We start from the raw sequence: 16,195 nt of genomic DNA, 5'->3' as shown, positions 1-16,195 counted from the left end.
TTCATTCCAACACCCACTCCGCCAACTTCCCCGTCACCTGCGCCATCAGCACGTTCTCGATATCCCGCGCACCCGCTGCGCTGCATTTGGCGAGCACCGCTTTCACGATGGCTGGGTCGAAGTCGAACTGTTTGCCGGTGGCGGCCTTGTAGCGTTCCCGCAGTTTTTCCAGCTTGGCCAGGACGATGCCTTCCAGCGTGGTTTCGTCCAGCGGGCGGTAGGGCACCACGGTCATGCGGGCCAGGAAGGCGGGGCGGAAGGCCTGGAGCAGCACCTTGCGCAGGCGTTCGTTGAAGGCGTCGCTGCCGAGCTGGTCGGTGGGGGTGTCCAGCACCAGTTCGGCGCCGACGTTGCTGGTGGCGAGCATCACGGTGTTCTTGAAGTCCACCACCAGGCCGGTGCCGTCTTCCATCACGCCTTTGTCGAAGACGTTGTAGAAGGCTTCCAGCACGTCGGGGTGGGCCTTTTCGATTTCGTCCAGCAGCACCACGGAGTAGGGCCGGCGGCGCACCGCTTCGGTGAGCACGCCGCCGGTGCCGTAGCCGACGTAGCCGGGCGGGGCGCCCTTGAGCTGGCTGACGGTGTGGGCCTCCTGGTACTCGGAGAGGTTGATGCTGATGAGGTTGCGCTCGCCACCGTAGAGGGCATCGGCCAGGGCGTAGGCGGTTTCGGTCTTGCCGACGCCGGTGGGGCCCACCAGCAGGAACACGCCCACCGGCTTGGCCGGGTCGGTGAGGCCGGCGCGGTAGGCCTGGATGCGCTGGGCAATGGTGCCCAGGGCGCTGTCCTGGCCCATGACCCGCTGGCCCAGGCGCTGGCCGAGGGTGCGCACGGCGTAGGCTTCGTCGGCGAGCATCTTGCCGATGGGGATGCCGGTCCAGCCGGCGATCACGGCGGCCACGGTGCGCGAGTCCACCTGCTCGGGCACCAGGGGGTCGTCCTGGCGGATGGCGTCGAGGCCGGCCTCCAGCCGGGTGAGTTCGGCAGCGAGGTGGTCGATGCGCTCGTCGAGGGCTTCGTCGGGGTGGCTGGCGTCGGCGCTCTCGCTCAGGGCCAGCAGTTCGCGGCGGGCCTCCAGCAGTTCGCGCACCGCTTCGCGCTCTTCGCCCCAGCGGGTTTCCAGTTCGCGGATGGCGGCCTGGTTGCCGGTGGATTCCTGCTCCAGGGCGGTGATGCGTTCGCGGTGGTCGAGGCCGGTGGCCTGTTCCCGGCGTAGGCGCTGCAGTTCCTCGCCCAGGGCCTGCTGGCGGTGGCGCAGGCTTTCCAGCGGTGGCGGCACGTCGTGCTGGCCGAGGGAGACCCGGGCGCAGGCGGTGTCGAGCACGCTGATGGCCTTGTCCGGCAACTGGCGGCCGGAGATGTAGCGGTGGGAGAGCTTGACCGCGTCGTGGATGGCGCTATCGAGCACCTGCACGCCGTGGTGTTGCTCCAGCTTGGCGGCGACGCCGCGCAGCATCTCCACGGCGGTGGCCTCGTCGGGCTCTTCCACCTGCACCAGCTGGAAGCGGCGGGCCAGGGCCGGGTCCTTCTCGAAGTACTTCTTGTATTCCAGCCAGGTGGTGGCGGCCAGGGTGCGCAGCTCGCCCCGGGCCAGGGCCGGCTTGAGCAGGTTGGCGGCGTCGCTGCCACCCTCGCTGCCGCCGGCGCCGATGAGGGTGTGGGCCTCGTCGATGAACAGGATGATCGGCTGCTCGCTGTTGCGCACGGCGTCGATCACGCCCTTGAGGCGCTGCTCGAACTCGCCCTTGACCCCGGCGCCGGCCTGCAGCAGGCCGAGGTCGAGCACCCGCAGGATGACGTTCTGCAGGGGCGGCGGCACGTCACCGGCGGCGATGCGCAGGGCCAGGCCCTCGACCACGGCGGTTTTGCCGACGCCGGGGGCGCCCACCAGGATCGGGTTGTTCTGCCGCCGGCGCAGGAGGATGTCGATGCTCTGGCGGATCTCCCCGTCGCGCCCGACGATGGGGTCGATGCGCCCGGCGCGGGCGTCGGCGGTGAGGTCCTGGGTGTACTGGTCGAGCACGCTGTCCTGGGGCGCTTCCTGGGCGGGGCGGGCCTTGCCGGCCGGGCCGGGGCTGCCGGTGTGCTCGCGGGAGGTCTGGGTCCATTCCAGCAGGTTGGCGCGGAGGGCTTCGCGGGGGATGCGCAGCAGCGAGGAGGCGCTGTTGAGCAGCAGGCTGCGGCGTTCGTCACGGTCCAGCAGGGCCACGAGCAGCAGGCCGGAGCGGATGCTCGCCTGGCCCTGCACGCTGGCCTGCACCACGGCATCCTCCAGCAGGCCGATGGTCTGGGCGGAGAGGGCGGGGGTGCGGGTGCTGCCGGCCTTGAACAGCTCCAGGGCGCGGTTGATCTCGGTGGCGACGGCGTCGCGCTCCAGGCCGAAGCGCGGCAGCAGCCAGGCGAGGTCGCCGCCTTCTATATCCAGCAGCTCCAGCAGCAGGTGCTCGATCTCCACGTAGTGGTGGGTGCGCTGCAGGCAACGCTGGGCAGCCCGCTCCAGGGCGCGGCGGCTGTCGGCGTTGAGGCGGCCGATGAGCGCGGCGAGTTCCATCAGGGCGTCTCCTTGGACGGCAGGCCGGCATCGCTGTGCCGCAGGTGGGTGTCGATGCGTTGCAAGGTGCTGGCGGCGGCCAGGTGCAGCCCGCCGCTCCAGCGCAGGCGTGGCGGTTGCTGGCGGTCCAGGCGCAACGGCGCGCCGGGGCGCACCAGCAGGCGCAGGTGACAGTCCAGGTCGGGGCCGAGGTAGAGCCCGGCGAGGTCGGCAAGACGCCGGTGCTGCTCGCCGCCGGGCAGGTAGGCATTGGCCTGCTCGGTGCCCAGCGGGCCGAGGGTGAGGCGGATGCCGGCGTGCTCGTCCCACACCCGGGTGCCGGCGATGGCGTCGCGGCCCAGGCCGAGGTTGCGACCGCCGCGTTGCAGGCGGCTGCGGCTGGCCGGGGGGATCTCCCGCCAGGCGCCCTGGTAGGCCTCGTAGTCCACCGCCACGCCGAACTGGTGGCGCACCAGCACGGCGAAGCCGGCCAGGGAGCGGCGCGGGCCGTTGAACAGCGCGGCGCGGGCGGTGATGGTGGCGTCCGGCAGGTCCATGCGCTGCTGCAGGCTGCGCGGCAGCAGGCCGGCCAGTGCCAGCAGCGGCGGATGCACGGGGGCTTGCTCGGGCGGCTGGAAGCCGAGGGCCAGGCGATGCCGACCCAGCACACGGTAGAGCTGGGCGAGCAGGCGGTTCTGGAACAGGTCGAGGAATTCGGCCGGGGCGTGGTCCTTGTGGCGGGCACGCTGTTGCAGCCATTCCTGGTAGGCGTAGGGCAGCGGGCCGTCGGGGCCGCCGAGGCCGAATACGGCGGTGCTCAGCACAGGGGGCTGCCCCGGCTTTTCCTCCAGGCGTTCCACCTGGCTGGCGGCGAAGGTCGGCGTGAGCGGCCCGCGCAGGCGCAGGGCCTCGTCATCCGGGCTGCTGCCCTGGCCCAGTGGCGTGGCATCGGGGCGCTCGCGCTCCAGCAGCAACAGGGCCTGGAGGAATTCGAAGGCCTGGGGCCTGTCGCGCAGGCGCTGGCTCAGAGGCTGAGGGGCTTGCCGGCCTGGGGCTGCCATGTCCGCACCTCCTTGTCGTGTTCCACCAGCACCGTGCGCACGAAGCGGTTGGGCGTGGCGTAGAGGGAGAAGAACTGCGCCAGCACGGCGGAAAACAGCACGGCGCTGCTGCCGGCGAAGTGCTGCGGGTCGAGGCGGATGCGCACCTCCAGGCCGTTGCGCCAGCCGCGCCAGGCGTCGTCGCCGACTCGCGCTACCACCCGCTCAGAGATCAACTCAACCAGACCGTCCACCTGGCGCCGGGGCCCGGCTTCGTCCCGCAGGTTGTGCAGGTGCAGCAGTTCGCGCAGGGCGTCCAGGGCCTCGGGGCCTTCCACCAGGGACAGGTGGTTGAGGCTGAGCTGGGACACCAGGCGCCAGCGCGAGGGGCCGGCGAGGCGCGGCAGGCTCTGCGGCGTGGGCGGTGCCAGCAGGCTGGCCAGGGCCACCGGGCCGGGTCGCTCGAAGCCCAGCCGGGTGCCGGCGGGCAGGTTCTCGGCCAGGTGCCGGTTGGTGCACAGCAGCTCGGCGGTGAGGCTGTATTCGGGGGCGTCGTGCAGCGGGTCGAAGGCGGTGTCCACCAGGCTCAGCAGCAGGTCGCTGCCGGGGCGTGCCGGGTTCAGGCCCTGGACGCGCCGGGCATGCCAGTAGAGGCCGGCGCCGGCATGGCTGTGGCCGTAGTAGGCCGGCACGCGGCGCACGCCCTGGGGCGTGGCGGCGCGGACGCTGCGGACGCTGTGGATCTCCACGCTGCTCTCTCGGTGGGCGTCGGCCACCAGGCGGTATTCGCTGCGGGTACCGTCCGGGCGCAGGGGCTCGGAGGTGCGCGGGAACAGGTTGATGGCCGGGGCGCAGCCCAGGCGCAGTTCACTGGCCTGCAGGTGCGGCCGGCCCGTCGGGGCGCGGTCGAAGGCGATCAGCACCTGGCAGTCGCGCCCGCCGCCGGCTGGTGGCAGCAGTGGCAGGTCGAAGAAGGCGAACTTGTCGGGGAAGGCGAAGTACTCCGCCAGCAGGCGCAGGCCGGGGTGCTGGCCGTCTTCGTCGGGCAGCAGCGCCTGGTCGTCGGCGAAGCCCACCGGGGCGATCTCGCCGGGCACCGGCTGCAGCGGGCTGTCCGGGGCGCCGCTCCACACCCCGAGGCTGTGGGCGCCGAGCAGGTCGTAGAGGGTGGCGTTGGTCATCGGCGAGGCGGCCAGGTGCACCCGCAGGTGGCGCACCGGCAGTTGCGACCAGTCGAATTCGCCCAGGCATTCCAGGGTCAGGCGCAGGGCCGAGCGTGCGCGCGGGTGGCCGGAGAAGGCCACGGCGGCATCGCCGTCCAGCAGGATCGCCTCGCGGATGCGCAGCGGCCAGAGCACGGCCTCGGCGCTGGTGCGCAGGTGCACGCTGGCACCGTCGCGGGTGGTGACGAACAGCGGCGTGTCGCGGGGCAGGCGGTAGCCTTCGGCGAGGCTGCCCTGGGTCGGGTCGGGCTCGAACTGCACGATGGCGCAGGAGGGCAGGGGCCTCAGCACCAGGGGGTAGAGCTGCTCCAGCAGGGCGTCGCTGAATTCGGCGTAGTCGTCGTCGAGGCGCCGGTGCAGCCGCGCGCTGAGCAGGGCGAAGCCTTCCAGCAGCCGTTCGACGTGGGGGTCCGGGCATTCGCCGGGGGCCAGTTCCAGGCGCCGCGCCACCTTCGGGTAGCGCTGGGCGAAGCTGTTGCCGGCGTGGCGCAGCCAGGTGAGTTCGCGCTGGTAGTAGTCCAGCAGGTCGGCATCAATCGAGTCGCTCATGGCGCACCTCCAGGCCGTCGTCGCCGGGGGCGAGGAGGAACAGCGCCGGCCAGCTGCGGCGACCGCTGCGCAGGTGCCCGGCCAGGCGGATGCCGAGGCGCTGGGGCTGGTCGGGCAGGGCTTCGACGTCGATCTCGCTCAGCTGCAGGCGGGGTTCGAAGTGCTGCACGGCGGCGCGCAGATCCCGCAGCAGCAGGCGCCGGTCATCCACCCGCAGGGCTTGCAGGGCGCTCCAGTCGGCGATGCCGTAGTCCAGCACGGTCAGTGGCCGGCCGGGCGCGCGGGGTGGGCGACGGGTGTTGAGCAGGCGCGCCAGCTCCAGACGGACAGACTCGGCCAGGGCGTCGCGGTCGAAGTCCGGCGCCTCGTCCGCCTGGGCGGAGAGGCGCTCGAACAGGGGGGGCAGCAGTCCGCTGTACGGCATGGAGCGGCGGCGTCCTTACTTGACGAGCTTGTTGGCGGCCAGGTCCCAGGTGGAGGCGGCGGTGCCTTCCTTGGTGCCGTCGTCCTTCTGCGCGGTGAGCTCCCATTTGATCTTGGTGAAGTTCAGCGAGAGGGTTTCCACCGGCTTGCCGCCGGCACCGCCGCTGACGCTGACGTTGGAGAGCACCACGTTGTCGAGGGTGTAGATGATGAACGGCAACAGCTTGCCGTCGCCTTCGGCGGCGTTGCGGCCGATGGTGATCTTGGCCGTGGCGATGGGCTTGCCGGCGCAGCAGTATTCGTTGAGCGAGGGGGTGGCGGTGTCGACGAACTTGGTGACGGTGAACTCGCCGATGTGCGGCTTGCCGGAGGTGCGCTCCGAGTTGCTGACGTCGTTGGTGACCTGCATCGCCACGTTGTGGCTGTAGGACATCAACTCGATCTTGTCGGTGTAGCCCTCGAGCAGGCTGTCGCCTTTGATGTCGTCGCCGAGGTCGAGAATGATGGCATCCATCGCGGATAACTCCTGGGTCTGGAAACGGGGTGGATCGTGAGAGAGGCGAGCCCCCGCCGGAGCGGCCGGCGGGGGCGTCGGGTCAGGCCGCTACCGGCGGTGGCAGGCTGGCCACCAGGCGGATCGAGGCGGTCAGCTCCTCCAGTTGGAAGTGCGGGCGCAGGAACACGGTGGCGCGGTAGACGCCCGGCTTGCCGGCGACTTCCGAGACGTCCACGCGGGCTTCGCGCAGCGGGTACTGGGCCTTGATCTCCTGGGGTGCGTTGTCGTTGATCAGCACGTAGTCCGCGATCCAGTTGTTGAGGTAGGTCTGCACGTTGTCGCGGGTCATGAAGCTGCCCACCTTGTCGCGCATGATCACCTTCAGGTAGTGGGCGAAGCGCGAGGCGGCCAGCACGTACGGCAACATGGCCGAGATGCGTGCGTTGGCGTTGGCCTCGTTGGTGTTGTAGACCTTGGCCTTGTTGGTGGTCTGGCCGCCGAAGAACACCGCCATGTCGGTGTTCTTCTTGTGGCAGAGGGAGATGAAGCCGAGGTCGTTCAGCTCCTTCTCGCGGCGGTCGGTGATCGCCACTTCGGTCGGGCACTTCAGCGTCAGGTCGCCGGACAGGGTGCGGAAGGTGTGGGCCGGCAGGCCTTCCACCGCGCCACCGCCCTCGGCCCCGCGGATCGCTGCGCACCAGCCGTACTTGGCGAAGGCGCTGGTGATGCGGGCGGCCAGCAGCCAGGCGGCGTTGCCCCAGAGGTACTTGGAGTGGTCGGTGCCGTTGACGTCCTCGACGTAGTCCATGCCTTCCACCGGCTTGGTGTCCGGGCCGTAGGGCAGGCGCAGGAGGAAGTTCGGCAGCACCAGGGAGACGTAGCGCGAATCCTCGCTCTCGCGGAAGCTGCGCCACTTGATCAGCTCCAGGCTCTCGAAGATCTTGCCGAGCTCACGGGGCACGGCCAGCTCGGTGAAGCTGTTCATGTCGAACAGCTTGGGGTTGGCAGCGGCGATGAAGGGCGCGTGGGCGGCGGCGGCGACGTTGGAGAGCTTCTCCAGCAGGGCCACGTCCTGGGGGTGGCGGCCGAAGGCGTAGTCGCCCACCAGCAGGCTGAACGGGTGCCCGCCGAAGGTGCCGTATTCCTCTTCGTAGATCTTCTTGAACAGCGCGCTCTGGTCGAACTCGACGGCCTTCTCCAGGTCGTTCTGCAGCTCCTTCTGGGTGACGTTGAGCAGGCGCAGCTTCAGGCGGCTGCTGGTCTCGGTCTGGTCCACCAGCATGTGCAGGCCGCGCCAGGAGGCTTCCAGCTTCTGCAGCTCGGGGTGGTGCAGGACTTCGTTGAGCTGGTCGCTGATCAGCTTGTCGATCTGGCTGATGCGGTCGTTGATCATGGCCACGGTGTCCTTGTCGATGGCCATGCCTTCGTCGAGGACCTGGGTGGCGAACTCCGCGAGCAGGTCGCGGGCGTAGCCCTGCTGGCTCTCGTCGTGGGCCATGCGGCCCTCGGCGATGATGCGGTCGAGCAGGGTCAGGGTCTGGGTCGTGCTCTCGCTGGATGCACCGGCTTCGGTTGCCATTGCGTTGTCTCCGGGAATTCGGGGGTCGGTCAGGCCGGTTCGGCCGGTGCTTCGCCATCGGCTGCGGCGGCGCCTTCAGCGGCCGGCGCTTCGCCTTCGGGGCGTGCGGACTTGATCTCCTGCAGGCCTTCGGTGTTGCTCACCACCTCCTGCAGCAGCTTGTCGAGGTCGTCGTTGCCGTCGAGCTTGGTGAGCAGGTCGCGCAGGCGCTGGCGGGCCTCGTAGAGACGGCGCAGCGGGGTGATCTGCTTGACGATGTTGACCGGGTCGAAGTCGTCGAAGTGACGGAAGCGCAGCTCGACGTTGAGCTTGCTGCCGTCGCCGCTGATGGTGTTCTCCACCTGCAGGGTGCTGCGCGGTTCGATGGAGGCGAGCACCTCGTTGAAGTTGTCGCGGTCGAGTTCGGTGAAGCGACGTTCGATCAGCTTGGGCAGGGGTTTGTCGGGCTTGCCGGAGAGGTCGGCGAGGATGCCGACCACGAGGGGCAGCTCCTTCTTCTCGATGGCGTTGCCGATCTCGACGTCGTAGGTGATCTGGACGCGGGGCGGGCGGATCCGGTCCAGCTTGTGCTGCGTGCTTTCTGCCATGGTGAGGGGGCTCCGATGCAATGCTTCGAGCGCAATGCCTCGGCGACGCCTGCCATTGCACTCCCTTGCGAGGCCGCCGGAACGACGCGGCCTGGAGCCGGTGCCTGTCCTTGGCGGTCCTACAGATTCGTCTGTCAGACGAACTATCCAGACACGCTAGAACAGGTTTATAAATTTGCAAACGCAAACCAAGAACGGACCTCCATGAAGCACGGACGTTTCAAATTCCGCCTCCGAATCCTCCTGCTCGCCCTTGCCGTACTGCCCCTGGCTGGCTGCGCCTGGCTGTTCGCGCCGCGCGTCCAGCTCGACGAAATCACCCTGGATGTCGCTCCCCGCGCCAACGACGACACCCCCCTGGCGGTGGACTTCGTGGCGGTGGACGACCCGGACCTGTTCAAGCTGCTCTCCAGCGTCAACGCGCGGCAGTGGTTCAGCGAGCGCGAGCAGTACCGCCGCGACTACCGCACCCAGTTTTCCGTGTGGAGCCTGGAGCTGGTTCCGGGGCAGTTGATGCAGGTCCAGGACTTTCCGTTTTCCGGCCGCCGCTCGGCTGGACTTTTGGTCTTCGCCGGCTATAACACTCCCGGTGCTCACCGCCTGCGGCTGGATGAGCAGAGCCGTGTGTGGCTCAGGTTCGACAGCCGAGAGATGCGCCTGATGGGTGACGACGGGCGGTGAACCCGAGCCCCTGAAACAGCGGGAAACCGCACTGCGGGATGGTCAAGGATGTCGAAGGGGAGTGGTATGAACGTGTTGCCTGACGCAGTCTGCTGGCACGAGGGCATGCAGTTGCTGCCCCAGCATTTCCAGCTGCAGGGATTGCGCGCCGAAGTCCTCGCCGCCCGTTTCGGTCACGCCGCCAACCCCTGGTTCTGGGGGCTCAGCCAACTCGAACTCGACCCCGCCGCGCTCAGTGCCGGCCTCATCCGCGTGCTGGCCCTGGAGGCCATCCTCCCCGACGGCCTGCCGGTGAGCCTGCAGCCCGGCGACGGCGCCACCCTGGAGCTGGACGTCGGCCCCGCCATCGCCGAATCGCCCACCGCCAGCACCACCGTCTACCTCGCCATCAACCCCCTCGGCCGCAGCGGCCAGGTGCTGCCGCTGCGCGGTCGCCTGCAGTCCCTGGTCGGTGAGGCGGTGCCGGACCTGGCCAGTGGCGAGCACCCGGAGCCGATACTGGTCTGGCGGCCCGCCGCGCGCCTGGCCACCGACAGCGGCCGGGCCGACTCGGTGTGCCTGCCGCTGTTGCGCATCACCAAGGAGGGCGGCGGCTTCGTGCGCCAGCCCTATGCCGCGCCGACGCCGCGCATCCTCCCTGAATCCGACCTCGGCCGCGCGGTGGCCGAACTCTGCGCCCGGGCGCGGGAGAAGTGCCTGTTCCTCGGCGGGCGCCTGCGCCAGGCCGAGCAGGCCGGGCAGGACGACGACCGTGCCGAGATCGGCCGCCAGCTCACCGCGTTGTGGGCACGTCTGCCGGAAGTGGAAGCCGCGCTGAACAGCCGCGTCGCCACCCCGGATCGCCTCCACGGCTTGCTGGTGGGCATGGCCGGCGCCTGGTGCGCGCTGGACCCGGTGGCCGGCGTACCCGCATTCGCCCCCCTGGACTACCTGGACCTCAAGCGTGGCTACGACGAGGTGCTCGACTGGCTGGATGCGGTCCTGGCGCGCATTCGCGTCGGCTACCGCTGCCTGCTGTTCCAGGGCCTGGAGCAGGGCTTCGCCATCCAGCTGCCCGACGCCCGTTCCCCCCGCCAGCGCCTGGTGATCGGCCTGCGCATGCCCGCCGGTGCCGGCGAACAGGGTGCGCTGGACTGGCTCGGCCAGGCCATCATCGCCTCGCAATCGAAGGTCGCCACCCTGGCTCGCCAGCGCATGAGCGGCTTGCCCCACCAGAGCATGAGCCGCGCCGAGCAACTGGCCTACGGCGTGGGCGAGGACACCCGGCTGTTCGTGGTCCAGGCCGCCGGGGAGTGGTTCGACCCGGAGCAGCGCTTCTGCCTGATCGTCCCCGGCCAGGCGGCCCAGGTCGGTCCCTGGCAGGTGGTGCTGTTCGTCAACCAGGACACCGAGACCGCCTGATCAGCCAAGGACGCGCACATGCCCGAAAGGAGTCTGGCCCTTTACCCGCCCGAGTTCGGCGAGGCCCCCCTGAGCCTCGCCTTCCGCGAAGCCTGGCTGGAATGGCGAGGGGCCTGGGACCTGCTGGAAGACCTCGACGACCCCGAGCCGCAACTGGTGGAGAAGGTGGCCGAAGCCGCCACGCGCATCGTCCGCCGGCTGTGGCGCAGCGGCTTTGCCCGGGTCGGGGATTCCGCCGCGGACCAGGTCAAGGCCTCGGTCTATGCCTTCGTCGCGCTGCTGGATGAAAGCCTCCTGTTCACCCCCTGGCGTGGCCAGTCCACCTGGCAGGAGCGCCCGCTGGAGATGCGCCTCTACGGCTCGCGCAATGCCGGCGAGCGCCTGCCGGCGGCCATCCGCACCCTGTTGCAGACCCGCTCGCCGTCCACCCGCGACCTGGCCAATGTCTACCTGCAATGCCTGGTGTTGGGCTTCCAGGGGCAACTGCGCGGGGAGCGCGGCCGGGTGCTCCACGAACGCTGGCGGCGGGCGCTGTTCACCTTCGCCTGGCACCGCGAGCCCGATCCCCAGGGGGCCCTGCAGAGCCTGGCGCGGCCGACCCAGGCGGCGCCGCTGCGCCTGCCGCTGCGGCGCACCCTGCCTGACGGTTTCCGCCTGACCCTGGCGGTGGTCGCCGGCGTCCTGCTGCTGACCGCCGTGGGCCACGGGTTTTGGCGCGACATCCAGTCCGAGCTGGAGCCGGTGATGCACCTGGGCCAACTGGTCGATGAAGAGGAAGGCGCCGAATGAGCGGCTTCGCCATCGCCCTGACCGTCTTCCTGGTGATCCTCGCGCTGGTAGCCCTCGGCGCCCTCTACTGGTGGCTGCGCACCCAGTCCGGCGCGGCGATCCGCACCTTCTACAACGCCGTGCGTAAGATGGAGCACGACCAGGGCACCCAGGACCGCTACCAGACGCCCTGGCTGATGCTGGTGGGCGACCCCCGCGAGGGCGCGCTGCTGGCCCCGGACTGGCAACTGGCCCCGGTGGGCCGCCCGGCCTGGTTCGGCCGCTGGTGGGCCGACCCGGACGGCAGCCTTTTGGTGGTGCCGCAGAGCCTGTTCCTGCCGGAGGAGGGCGGCACCGCGCCGGCCTTCGTCTGGCGCCGCCTGCTGGGCATGCTGCTGCGCCTGCGTGGCCAGCGCCCGCTGGACGGGGTGATCTGGGTGGTGCCGCTGTCGCGCCTGATGAACGAGGCGCAACTGGCGTCGGATGCCATCACCGCACGCCGCCGCTTCAGCGAACTGATGCAGCGCCTGGGCCTGAGCCTGCCGGTGCAGGTGATGGTCACCTGCATGGAGGACATGCCCGGCTTCCTCGAACTGCTCGACGCCCTGCCCGACGAGGCCCGTGAGCGCCTGCTGGGCTGGTCCTCGCCCTACAGCCTGGACGCCGGCTGGCAGGGCTACTGGCTGGACGACGGCCTCGACCAGGTGATGCAGGCCCTGCAGGCCACGGTGATGGAAGTGGGCGCCCTGCGTGGCGAACTGGGGGAGGACCTCTATCGCCTGCCGGGCCAGCTGGACAGCCTGCGCACCCACCTGCGGGCGCTGCTGGAGCCGGTGTTCCAGGGCAACACCCAGGGCGAGGCGCCGCGTTTGCGGGGCATCTACTTCAGCGGCGCGCGTGCGCTCGGCGGTCCGGCCGACCCCTGGGCAGTCGGCACGGGCGAGGGCCAGCCGCAGCAGCCGGCCTTCGCCGCCGGCCTCTGGCGCCAGCGCTTCCTCGCCGAGCAGGGGCTGGCCCAGGCCGTTCCGCGCATCCTCTACCTGCGCCAGCGCTGGCAGCGGGTGACGGCGGTGGTCGCCGGGGTGGTCGGTGTGTGCTGGCTGCTGGGCATGGTCTGGGTCTGGCACGACGCGCGGCAGGATGCCCGCGAGCTGACCCGCCTGGTGCAGGTCACGCAGAACGCCCATGTGCAGCTCAAGGACCCGGCTCGCAGCCAGGAGCAGGCCCGTCGCAATATCCAGGGTTTCTGGAACCTGCTGCGCGATGCGCCGCGCTGGCATTTCGCCGCGCTGGTCTACCCCACCTCCTGGTTCTCCAGCCAGAACGCGCGCATGGACGAGGTTCTGCGCACCCTGGCCCGCAGCGAGGCCCTGTCGCCCGTGCTGCAACTGGAGCAGATGGAGCTGGAGCGCCTGCTGGCGATCCGCCCGACGGAGCGCCGCACCAATGTCGAGGGCGAGGTGCCGGAAGACTGGCCCAACTACATCAAGGCAAGGAGCCTGGCCTACGGCGCCGCCGCCCTGGAGCAGCAGAACCGCTGGCTGGGCGATGCGCTGTCCGGTGACAAGGGCGTGCTGGAACCCCTGGCGCAACTGGCCAACACCACCCTGGGCATGGAGCTGAACAGCGCCAGCCTGCATCGCCGCGCCTACTACGACCAGGTGCTGCGCAACCTGGGCGGCGCCGGGCTGGCACCGCTGGACCTGCGCAATGCGCGCGAGCCGATCACGGAAAACTTCCAGTCCCTGATGAAGCTCTGGCTGACCCAGTACTTCCTGGCGGAGAACTTCGTCGAACCGGCGGCCTACCTGCACATCCACCTGGAGAGCCTGCGCCGGGGGCAGGGCAGTTCGCTGGCTGATCTGGAAACCATCCGTGCCCGCATCGCGCGCCTGCAGGACATCCTCGCGCTGACCAACTCCGCCTGGAGCCATACCAATGGTGAAGAGCTGGTGCCCGGCTACGGCAACCTGATGCAGACCGTGCGCCAGAGCAGCCTGCTGGGGAGCACCGTCGAGCAGGAGCTCAACGAGGAAGCCAACAAGCTGCGCCGCAGCTTCCATGGCCAATGGATCGCCGGTAAGGGAAACGACCCGAGCCTGCTGCAACGCCAGGCCGGCAATACCCTGGCCCTGCAGGATCACGTGGTGGCCCTGGACCTCGCCATCGACGACCTGCTGCGGCGGGATTTCACGGTGGCAGCCCTGCGCAAGGACTCGGGCGATGCCAACCCGCGCAGCCTGCGCAACGTCGACGCCCGCGCCCTGACCCAGGCCTTCAGCTACGTGGAGAGCTACCGCGCCTTCGTCGCCAGCGCCATGGCGCCGATCCCCTCGGACTACCGCGAAGGCATGCGCAACGCCGCTGGCGAAGCGGTGGCCCGCGCCGTGTGGGCCAGCCTGGTGGCCTCGCCGGAGCGTGCGCCCGGTGCCACCGGGCGGGTCTTCGACGTACCGGTGGACCAGGCCATGCAGGTGCTCCAGGCGCTGCTGGAAGTGGGCCGCCACGACCTCGCCGGCAGTCTGCGTGGCCAGCTCACGCGGATGGCCATGGCCGACGTCAACGGCGCGCTGGCCAGCATCGACGGCATGCCGCTGTTCACCCAGCGCTACGACATCGCCCAGTGGGACGGCTCCCGCGAGCTGGGCCTGCGCCTGTTCCGCGCCAGCGACGTGCAGGACCTGAAGACCAGCCTTGCCCAGCAGTTCGGCGCCATCCAGGGTAGCTGCGAAGGCGCCGCCCCGGCCCTGGCCTGGTTGCAGGAGCAGCCCGAACTCAGCGTCGCCGAGCAGGACCGGGTGCACCGCCTCGCCGCCCTCAGCGAGGAGATGGTCAAGTACAAGGCACAGAACCCCACCAGCTCGCCGGCCCTGTTCGAGCAACTGGTGGCCCGCGACTTCGTCGAGATGGACCGTGGCTCCTGCCAGCAGGTGCTCACCACCGCCACCCTGTCCACCGGCGCCGGTGACCTGGCGCGCCGCTCCCAGGTGCTGCGTGACCAGGCCGCCCAGCGCTGCAGCGACCTGCAGCGGCAGCAGGCTGCCCAGGCCTGGGACGCGCTGGCGGTCTACTTCAACCAGTACCTGGCGGGGCGCTTCCCCTTCGCCTACAGCCTGCGGACCGAAGACGCCGACCCGGCCCGGGTGCAGCATCTGGTGGAGCTGATCGACACCCACCTGGCCGCCGCCCGCGAGGGGCTCAAGTGGGGGCAGGCCGCCGACCGGCCCGCTGCCGAGGACTTCCTCACCCGCCTGGAGCAGGCGCGGGCCTGGCTCGGGCCGCTGCTGCAGCGCGACAAGTCCGGCGCCCTGGGGCTGGACATGGAAGTGCGCTGGCGCACCGACCGCGAGTCCGAGCGCGGGGCCGACCAGGTGATCGCCTGGTCCTTGCACGCCGCCGATCGCCAGCTGGACTACCCGGGCGAACCCGGGCGCCTGCTGTGGAATGCCGGCGAGCCGCTGCACCTGCTGCTGCGCTGGGCCAAGGACAGCGGCCAGCGGCCGGGCATCGACCCGCTGCAGCCGAGCATGGCGGTCAACGACCTGGAGGTCGGCTGGGAGTACCGCGGGCCCTGGGCGCTGATGCGGCTGCTGCGCACCCATGTGGTCGCGCAGCGCCAGCCCAGCCCGGACTACACCGACTTCCCGCTGACCCTGAACGTGCCCGTGCGCGGCGTGACCCAGGGCGAGCCGCAGGCGCTGATGTTCCTGCGCCTGTCGCTGATGGCCCAGGGCGGCAAGCAGCCCCTGTCGCTGCAGCCCTTGCCGGTGCGCGCGCCGCGCTCGCCGTTCGACGGCTGGCGGCCCGATTCCTTCGTCAGTTCCCAGGTAACCCCATGAGTTGGCAACCCACCGGCCCCAGCCTCGACGACCTGCTGGCACCGATTTCCGAAGGCGATCCTTGCGGCGAGAACCTGCGCCACGCCCCCGAGATGGACCGCCTGCGGCAGATGCGCCGCGAGGACGACCCGTCGCTGCCCGAGGGCGTCTGGCAGGCGGAACTCAAGCGCGGTGACTGGAGCGGCGTGGAGGCCCTGGCCAGCGACCTGCTGTGTCGCCGCAGCAAGGACCTGATGCTCGCCGCCTGGCTCGGCGAGGCCTGGCTGATGCGCCATGGCCTGCATGGTGCGGCGCCGGCCCTGGGCCTGCTGGCCGGGCTCTGGGCGCGCTACCCGGACGACCTGCACCCGCGCGCTGAGGATGACGACCGCTCCTGGCGAGTGGCGCCCCTGGAGTGGGTGGCGCGGCGCTACAACGAACTGCTGCTGACCCGCTGCCCGATGCTGGGCGTGGTGGAGGGCGACCTGTCCGAGGTCACCCTGGCTCACTGGCAGGGCCTCAAGCAGCGCCAGGTTCAGGTCGGCGACAGCAAGGCGGCCAAGGCTGCTGCCGAGGCTGCAAGGCTGGAGCAGAGCAAGCTGGATGAGGCGCTGCGGCGCCTGCCCGCCGAGCAGTTCGTCACCCTGGACGCCGAGCTGAGCCAGGCGCTGGCCGAGCTGGCACGCCTCGAGCGCGGCTGTGACGAGTGGCTGGGCGAGCTGGCGCCGGGTTTCGGCCCGCTGCGTGGCGTCCTGGACGCCCTGCATGCCTTCGTCCACGAACGTCTTCCCTACGTCCCCGAGGTGCCGCCCATGCCGGAGCCCGTTTCCACCCCTGAGCACGAGGCCGCTCCGGCCACTGCCGCCGTCGCCGCCTTGCCCGCCGGTGCGCCCAGCAGCCGCGAGGAGGCCTACCGGCAACTGGCGCAGATTGCCGACTTCCTGGCCCGTACCGAGCCCCACAGCCCCGTGCCCTATGTGATCCGCCGCGCGGTGGAGTGGGGCCACCAGCCGCTGAGCAGCCTGCTGGACGAGCTGCTCAACGCCGACGCCGAGTCGCGGCGCTTGTGGCAGTTGCTGGGGGTGCTGAGGTAGCGAAGC

12 protein-coding genes are annotated in these 16,195 nt (G+C 70.4%); 5 read left to right on the top strand and 7 right to left on the bottom strand.

The window, feature by feature from the left end; translation table 11 throughout:
* Window position 1: 1 nt before the first annotated feature.
* The 7 genes from tssH to tssB all read right to left on the bottom strand — a co-directional run bounded on the left by tssH (window position 2) and on the right by tssB (window position 8,427).
* A complete protein-coding gene (tssH, locus tag FBY21_RS07015) occupies window positions 2-2,551 on the bottom strand; it encodes a type VI secretion system ATPase TssH (RefSeq protein ID WP_044404030.1) in 2,550 nt (849 codons plus the stop codon).
* Window positions 2,551-3,591 (bottom strand): type VI secretion system baseplate subunit TssG, encoded by a 1,041-nt coding sequence (gene tssG, locus FBY21_RS07010; RefSeq protein ID WP_142009789.1) that lies wholly within the window; start codon window positions 3,589-3,591, stop codon window positions 2,551-2,553. The genes tssH and tssG overlap by 1 nt, the downstream gene beginning before the upstream one ends.
* A complete protein-coding gene (gene tssF / locus FBY21_RS07005) occupies window positions 3,555-5,342 on the bottom strand; it encodes a type VI secretion system baseplate subunit TssF (RefSeq protein WP_142009786.1) in 1,788 nt (595 codons plus the stop codon). Before tssF ends, tssG begins: the two co-directional genes overlap by 37 nt.
* The gene (gene tssE / locus FBY21_RS07000) at window positions 5,326-5,766 is read right to left on the bottom strand and encodes a type VI secretion system baseplate subunit TssE (RefSeq protein WP_142009784.1); all 441 of its coding nucleotides are present in this window, start codon (window positions 5,764-5,766) and stop codon (window positions 5,326-5,328) included. The genes tssF and tssE overlap by 17 nt, the downstream gene beginning before the upstream one ends.
* Before the next feature lie 15 nt (window positions 5,767-5,781).
* Window positions 5,782-6,279 carry an Hcp family type VI secretion system effector gene (locus tag FBY21_RS06995; RefSeq protein ID WP_074971089.1) on the bottom strand — a complete coding sequence of 166 codons (498 nt, stop codon included), beginning with the start codon at window positions 6,277-6,279 and terminating at the stop codon, window positions 5,782-5,784.
* Between the two features lie 82 nt (window positions 6,280-6,361).
* Window positions 6,362-7,840, bottom strand: a complete 1,479-nt coding sequence (gene tssC, locus FBY21_RS06990; protein ID WP_074971091.1) for a type VI secretion system contractile sheath large subunit — start codon at window positions 7,838-7,840, stop codon at window positions 6,362-6,364.
* Between the two features lie 29 nt (window positions 7,841-7,869).
* On the bottom strand, window positions 7,870-8,427 hold the full coding sequence (gene tssB / locus FBY21_RS06985; protein WP_044404012.1) for a type VI secretion system contractile sheath small subunit: 558 nt from the start codon (window positions 8,425-8,427) through the stop codon (window positions 7,870-7,872).
* 204 nt (window positions 8,428-8,631) lie between these two features.
* Here tssB and FBY21_RS06980 point away from each other — a divergent pair, with 204 nt between their 5' ends.
* From FBY21_RS06980 to tssA, 5 genes are all read left to right on the top strand, one after another.
* The gene (locus FBY21_RS06980; protein ID WP_074971095.1) at window positions 8,632-9,108 is read left to right on the top strand and encodes a type VI secretion protein; all 477 of its coding nucleotides are present in this window, start codon (window positions 8,632-8,634) and stop codon (window positions 9,106-9,108) included.
* Between the two features lie 66 nt (window positions 9,109-9,174).
* On the top strand, window positions 9,175-10,509 hold the full coding sequence (gene tssK / locus FBY21_RS06975; RefSeq protein WP_142009782.1) for a type VI secretion system baseplate subunit TssK: 1,335 nt from the start codon (window positions 9,175-9,177) through the stop codon (window positions 10,507-10,509).
* A gap of 18 nt (window positions 10,510-10,527) precedes the next feature.
* Window positions 10,528-11,298: a DotU family type IV/VI secretion system protein gene (locus FBY21_RS06970; RefSeq protein ID WP_074971099.1), complete on the top strand. Its 771-nt coding sequence runs from the start codon at window positions 10,528-10,530 to the stop codon at window positions 11,296-11,298.
* Window positions 11,295-15,116, top strand: a complete 3,822-nt coding sequence (locus FBY21_RS06965; RefSeq protein WP_142009779.1) for a type VI secretion protein IcmF/TssM N-terminal domain-containing protein — start codon at window positions 11,295-11,297, stop codon at window positions 15,114-15,116. Before FBY21_RS06970 ends, FBY21_RS06965 begins: the two co-directional genes overlap by 4 nt.
* Window positions 15,113-16,189, top strand: a complete 1,077-nt coding sequence (tssA, locus tag FBY21_RS06960) for a type VI secretion system protein TssA (RefSeq protein WP_142009776.1) — start codon at window positions 15,113-15,115, stop codon at window positions 16,187-16,189. The genes FBY21_RS06965 and tssA overlap by 4 nt, the downstream gene beginning before the upstream one ends.
* Window positions 16,190-16,195: the final 6 nt, after the last annotated feature.

Origin of the sequence: Pseudomonas sp. SLBN-26 (assembly GCF_006715895.1) — a bacterium.
Lineage (GTDB): Bacteria > Pseudomonadota > Gammaproteobacteria > Pseudomonadales > Pseudomonadaceae > Metapseudomonas > Metapseudomonas otitidis.
This window is presented reverse-complemented; position numbering and strand designations above follow the sequence as displayed.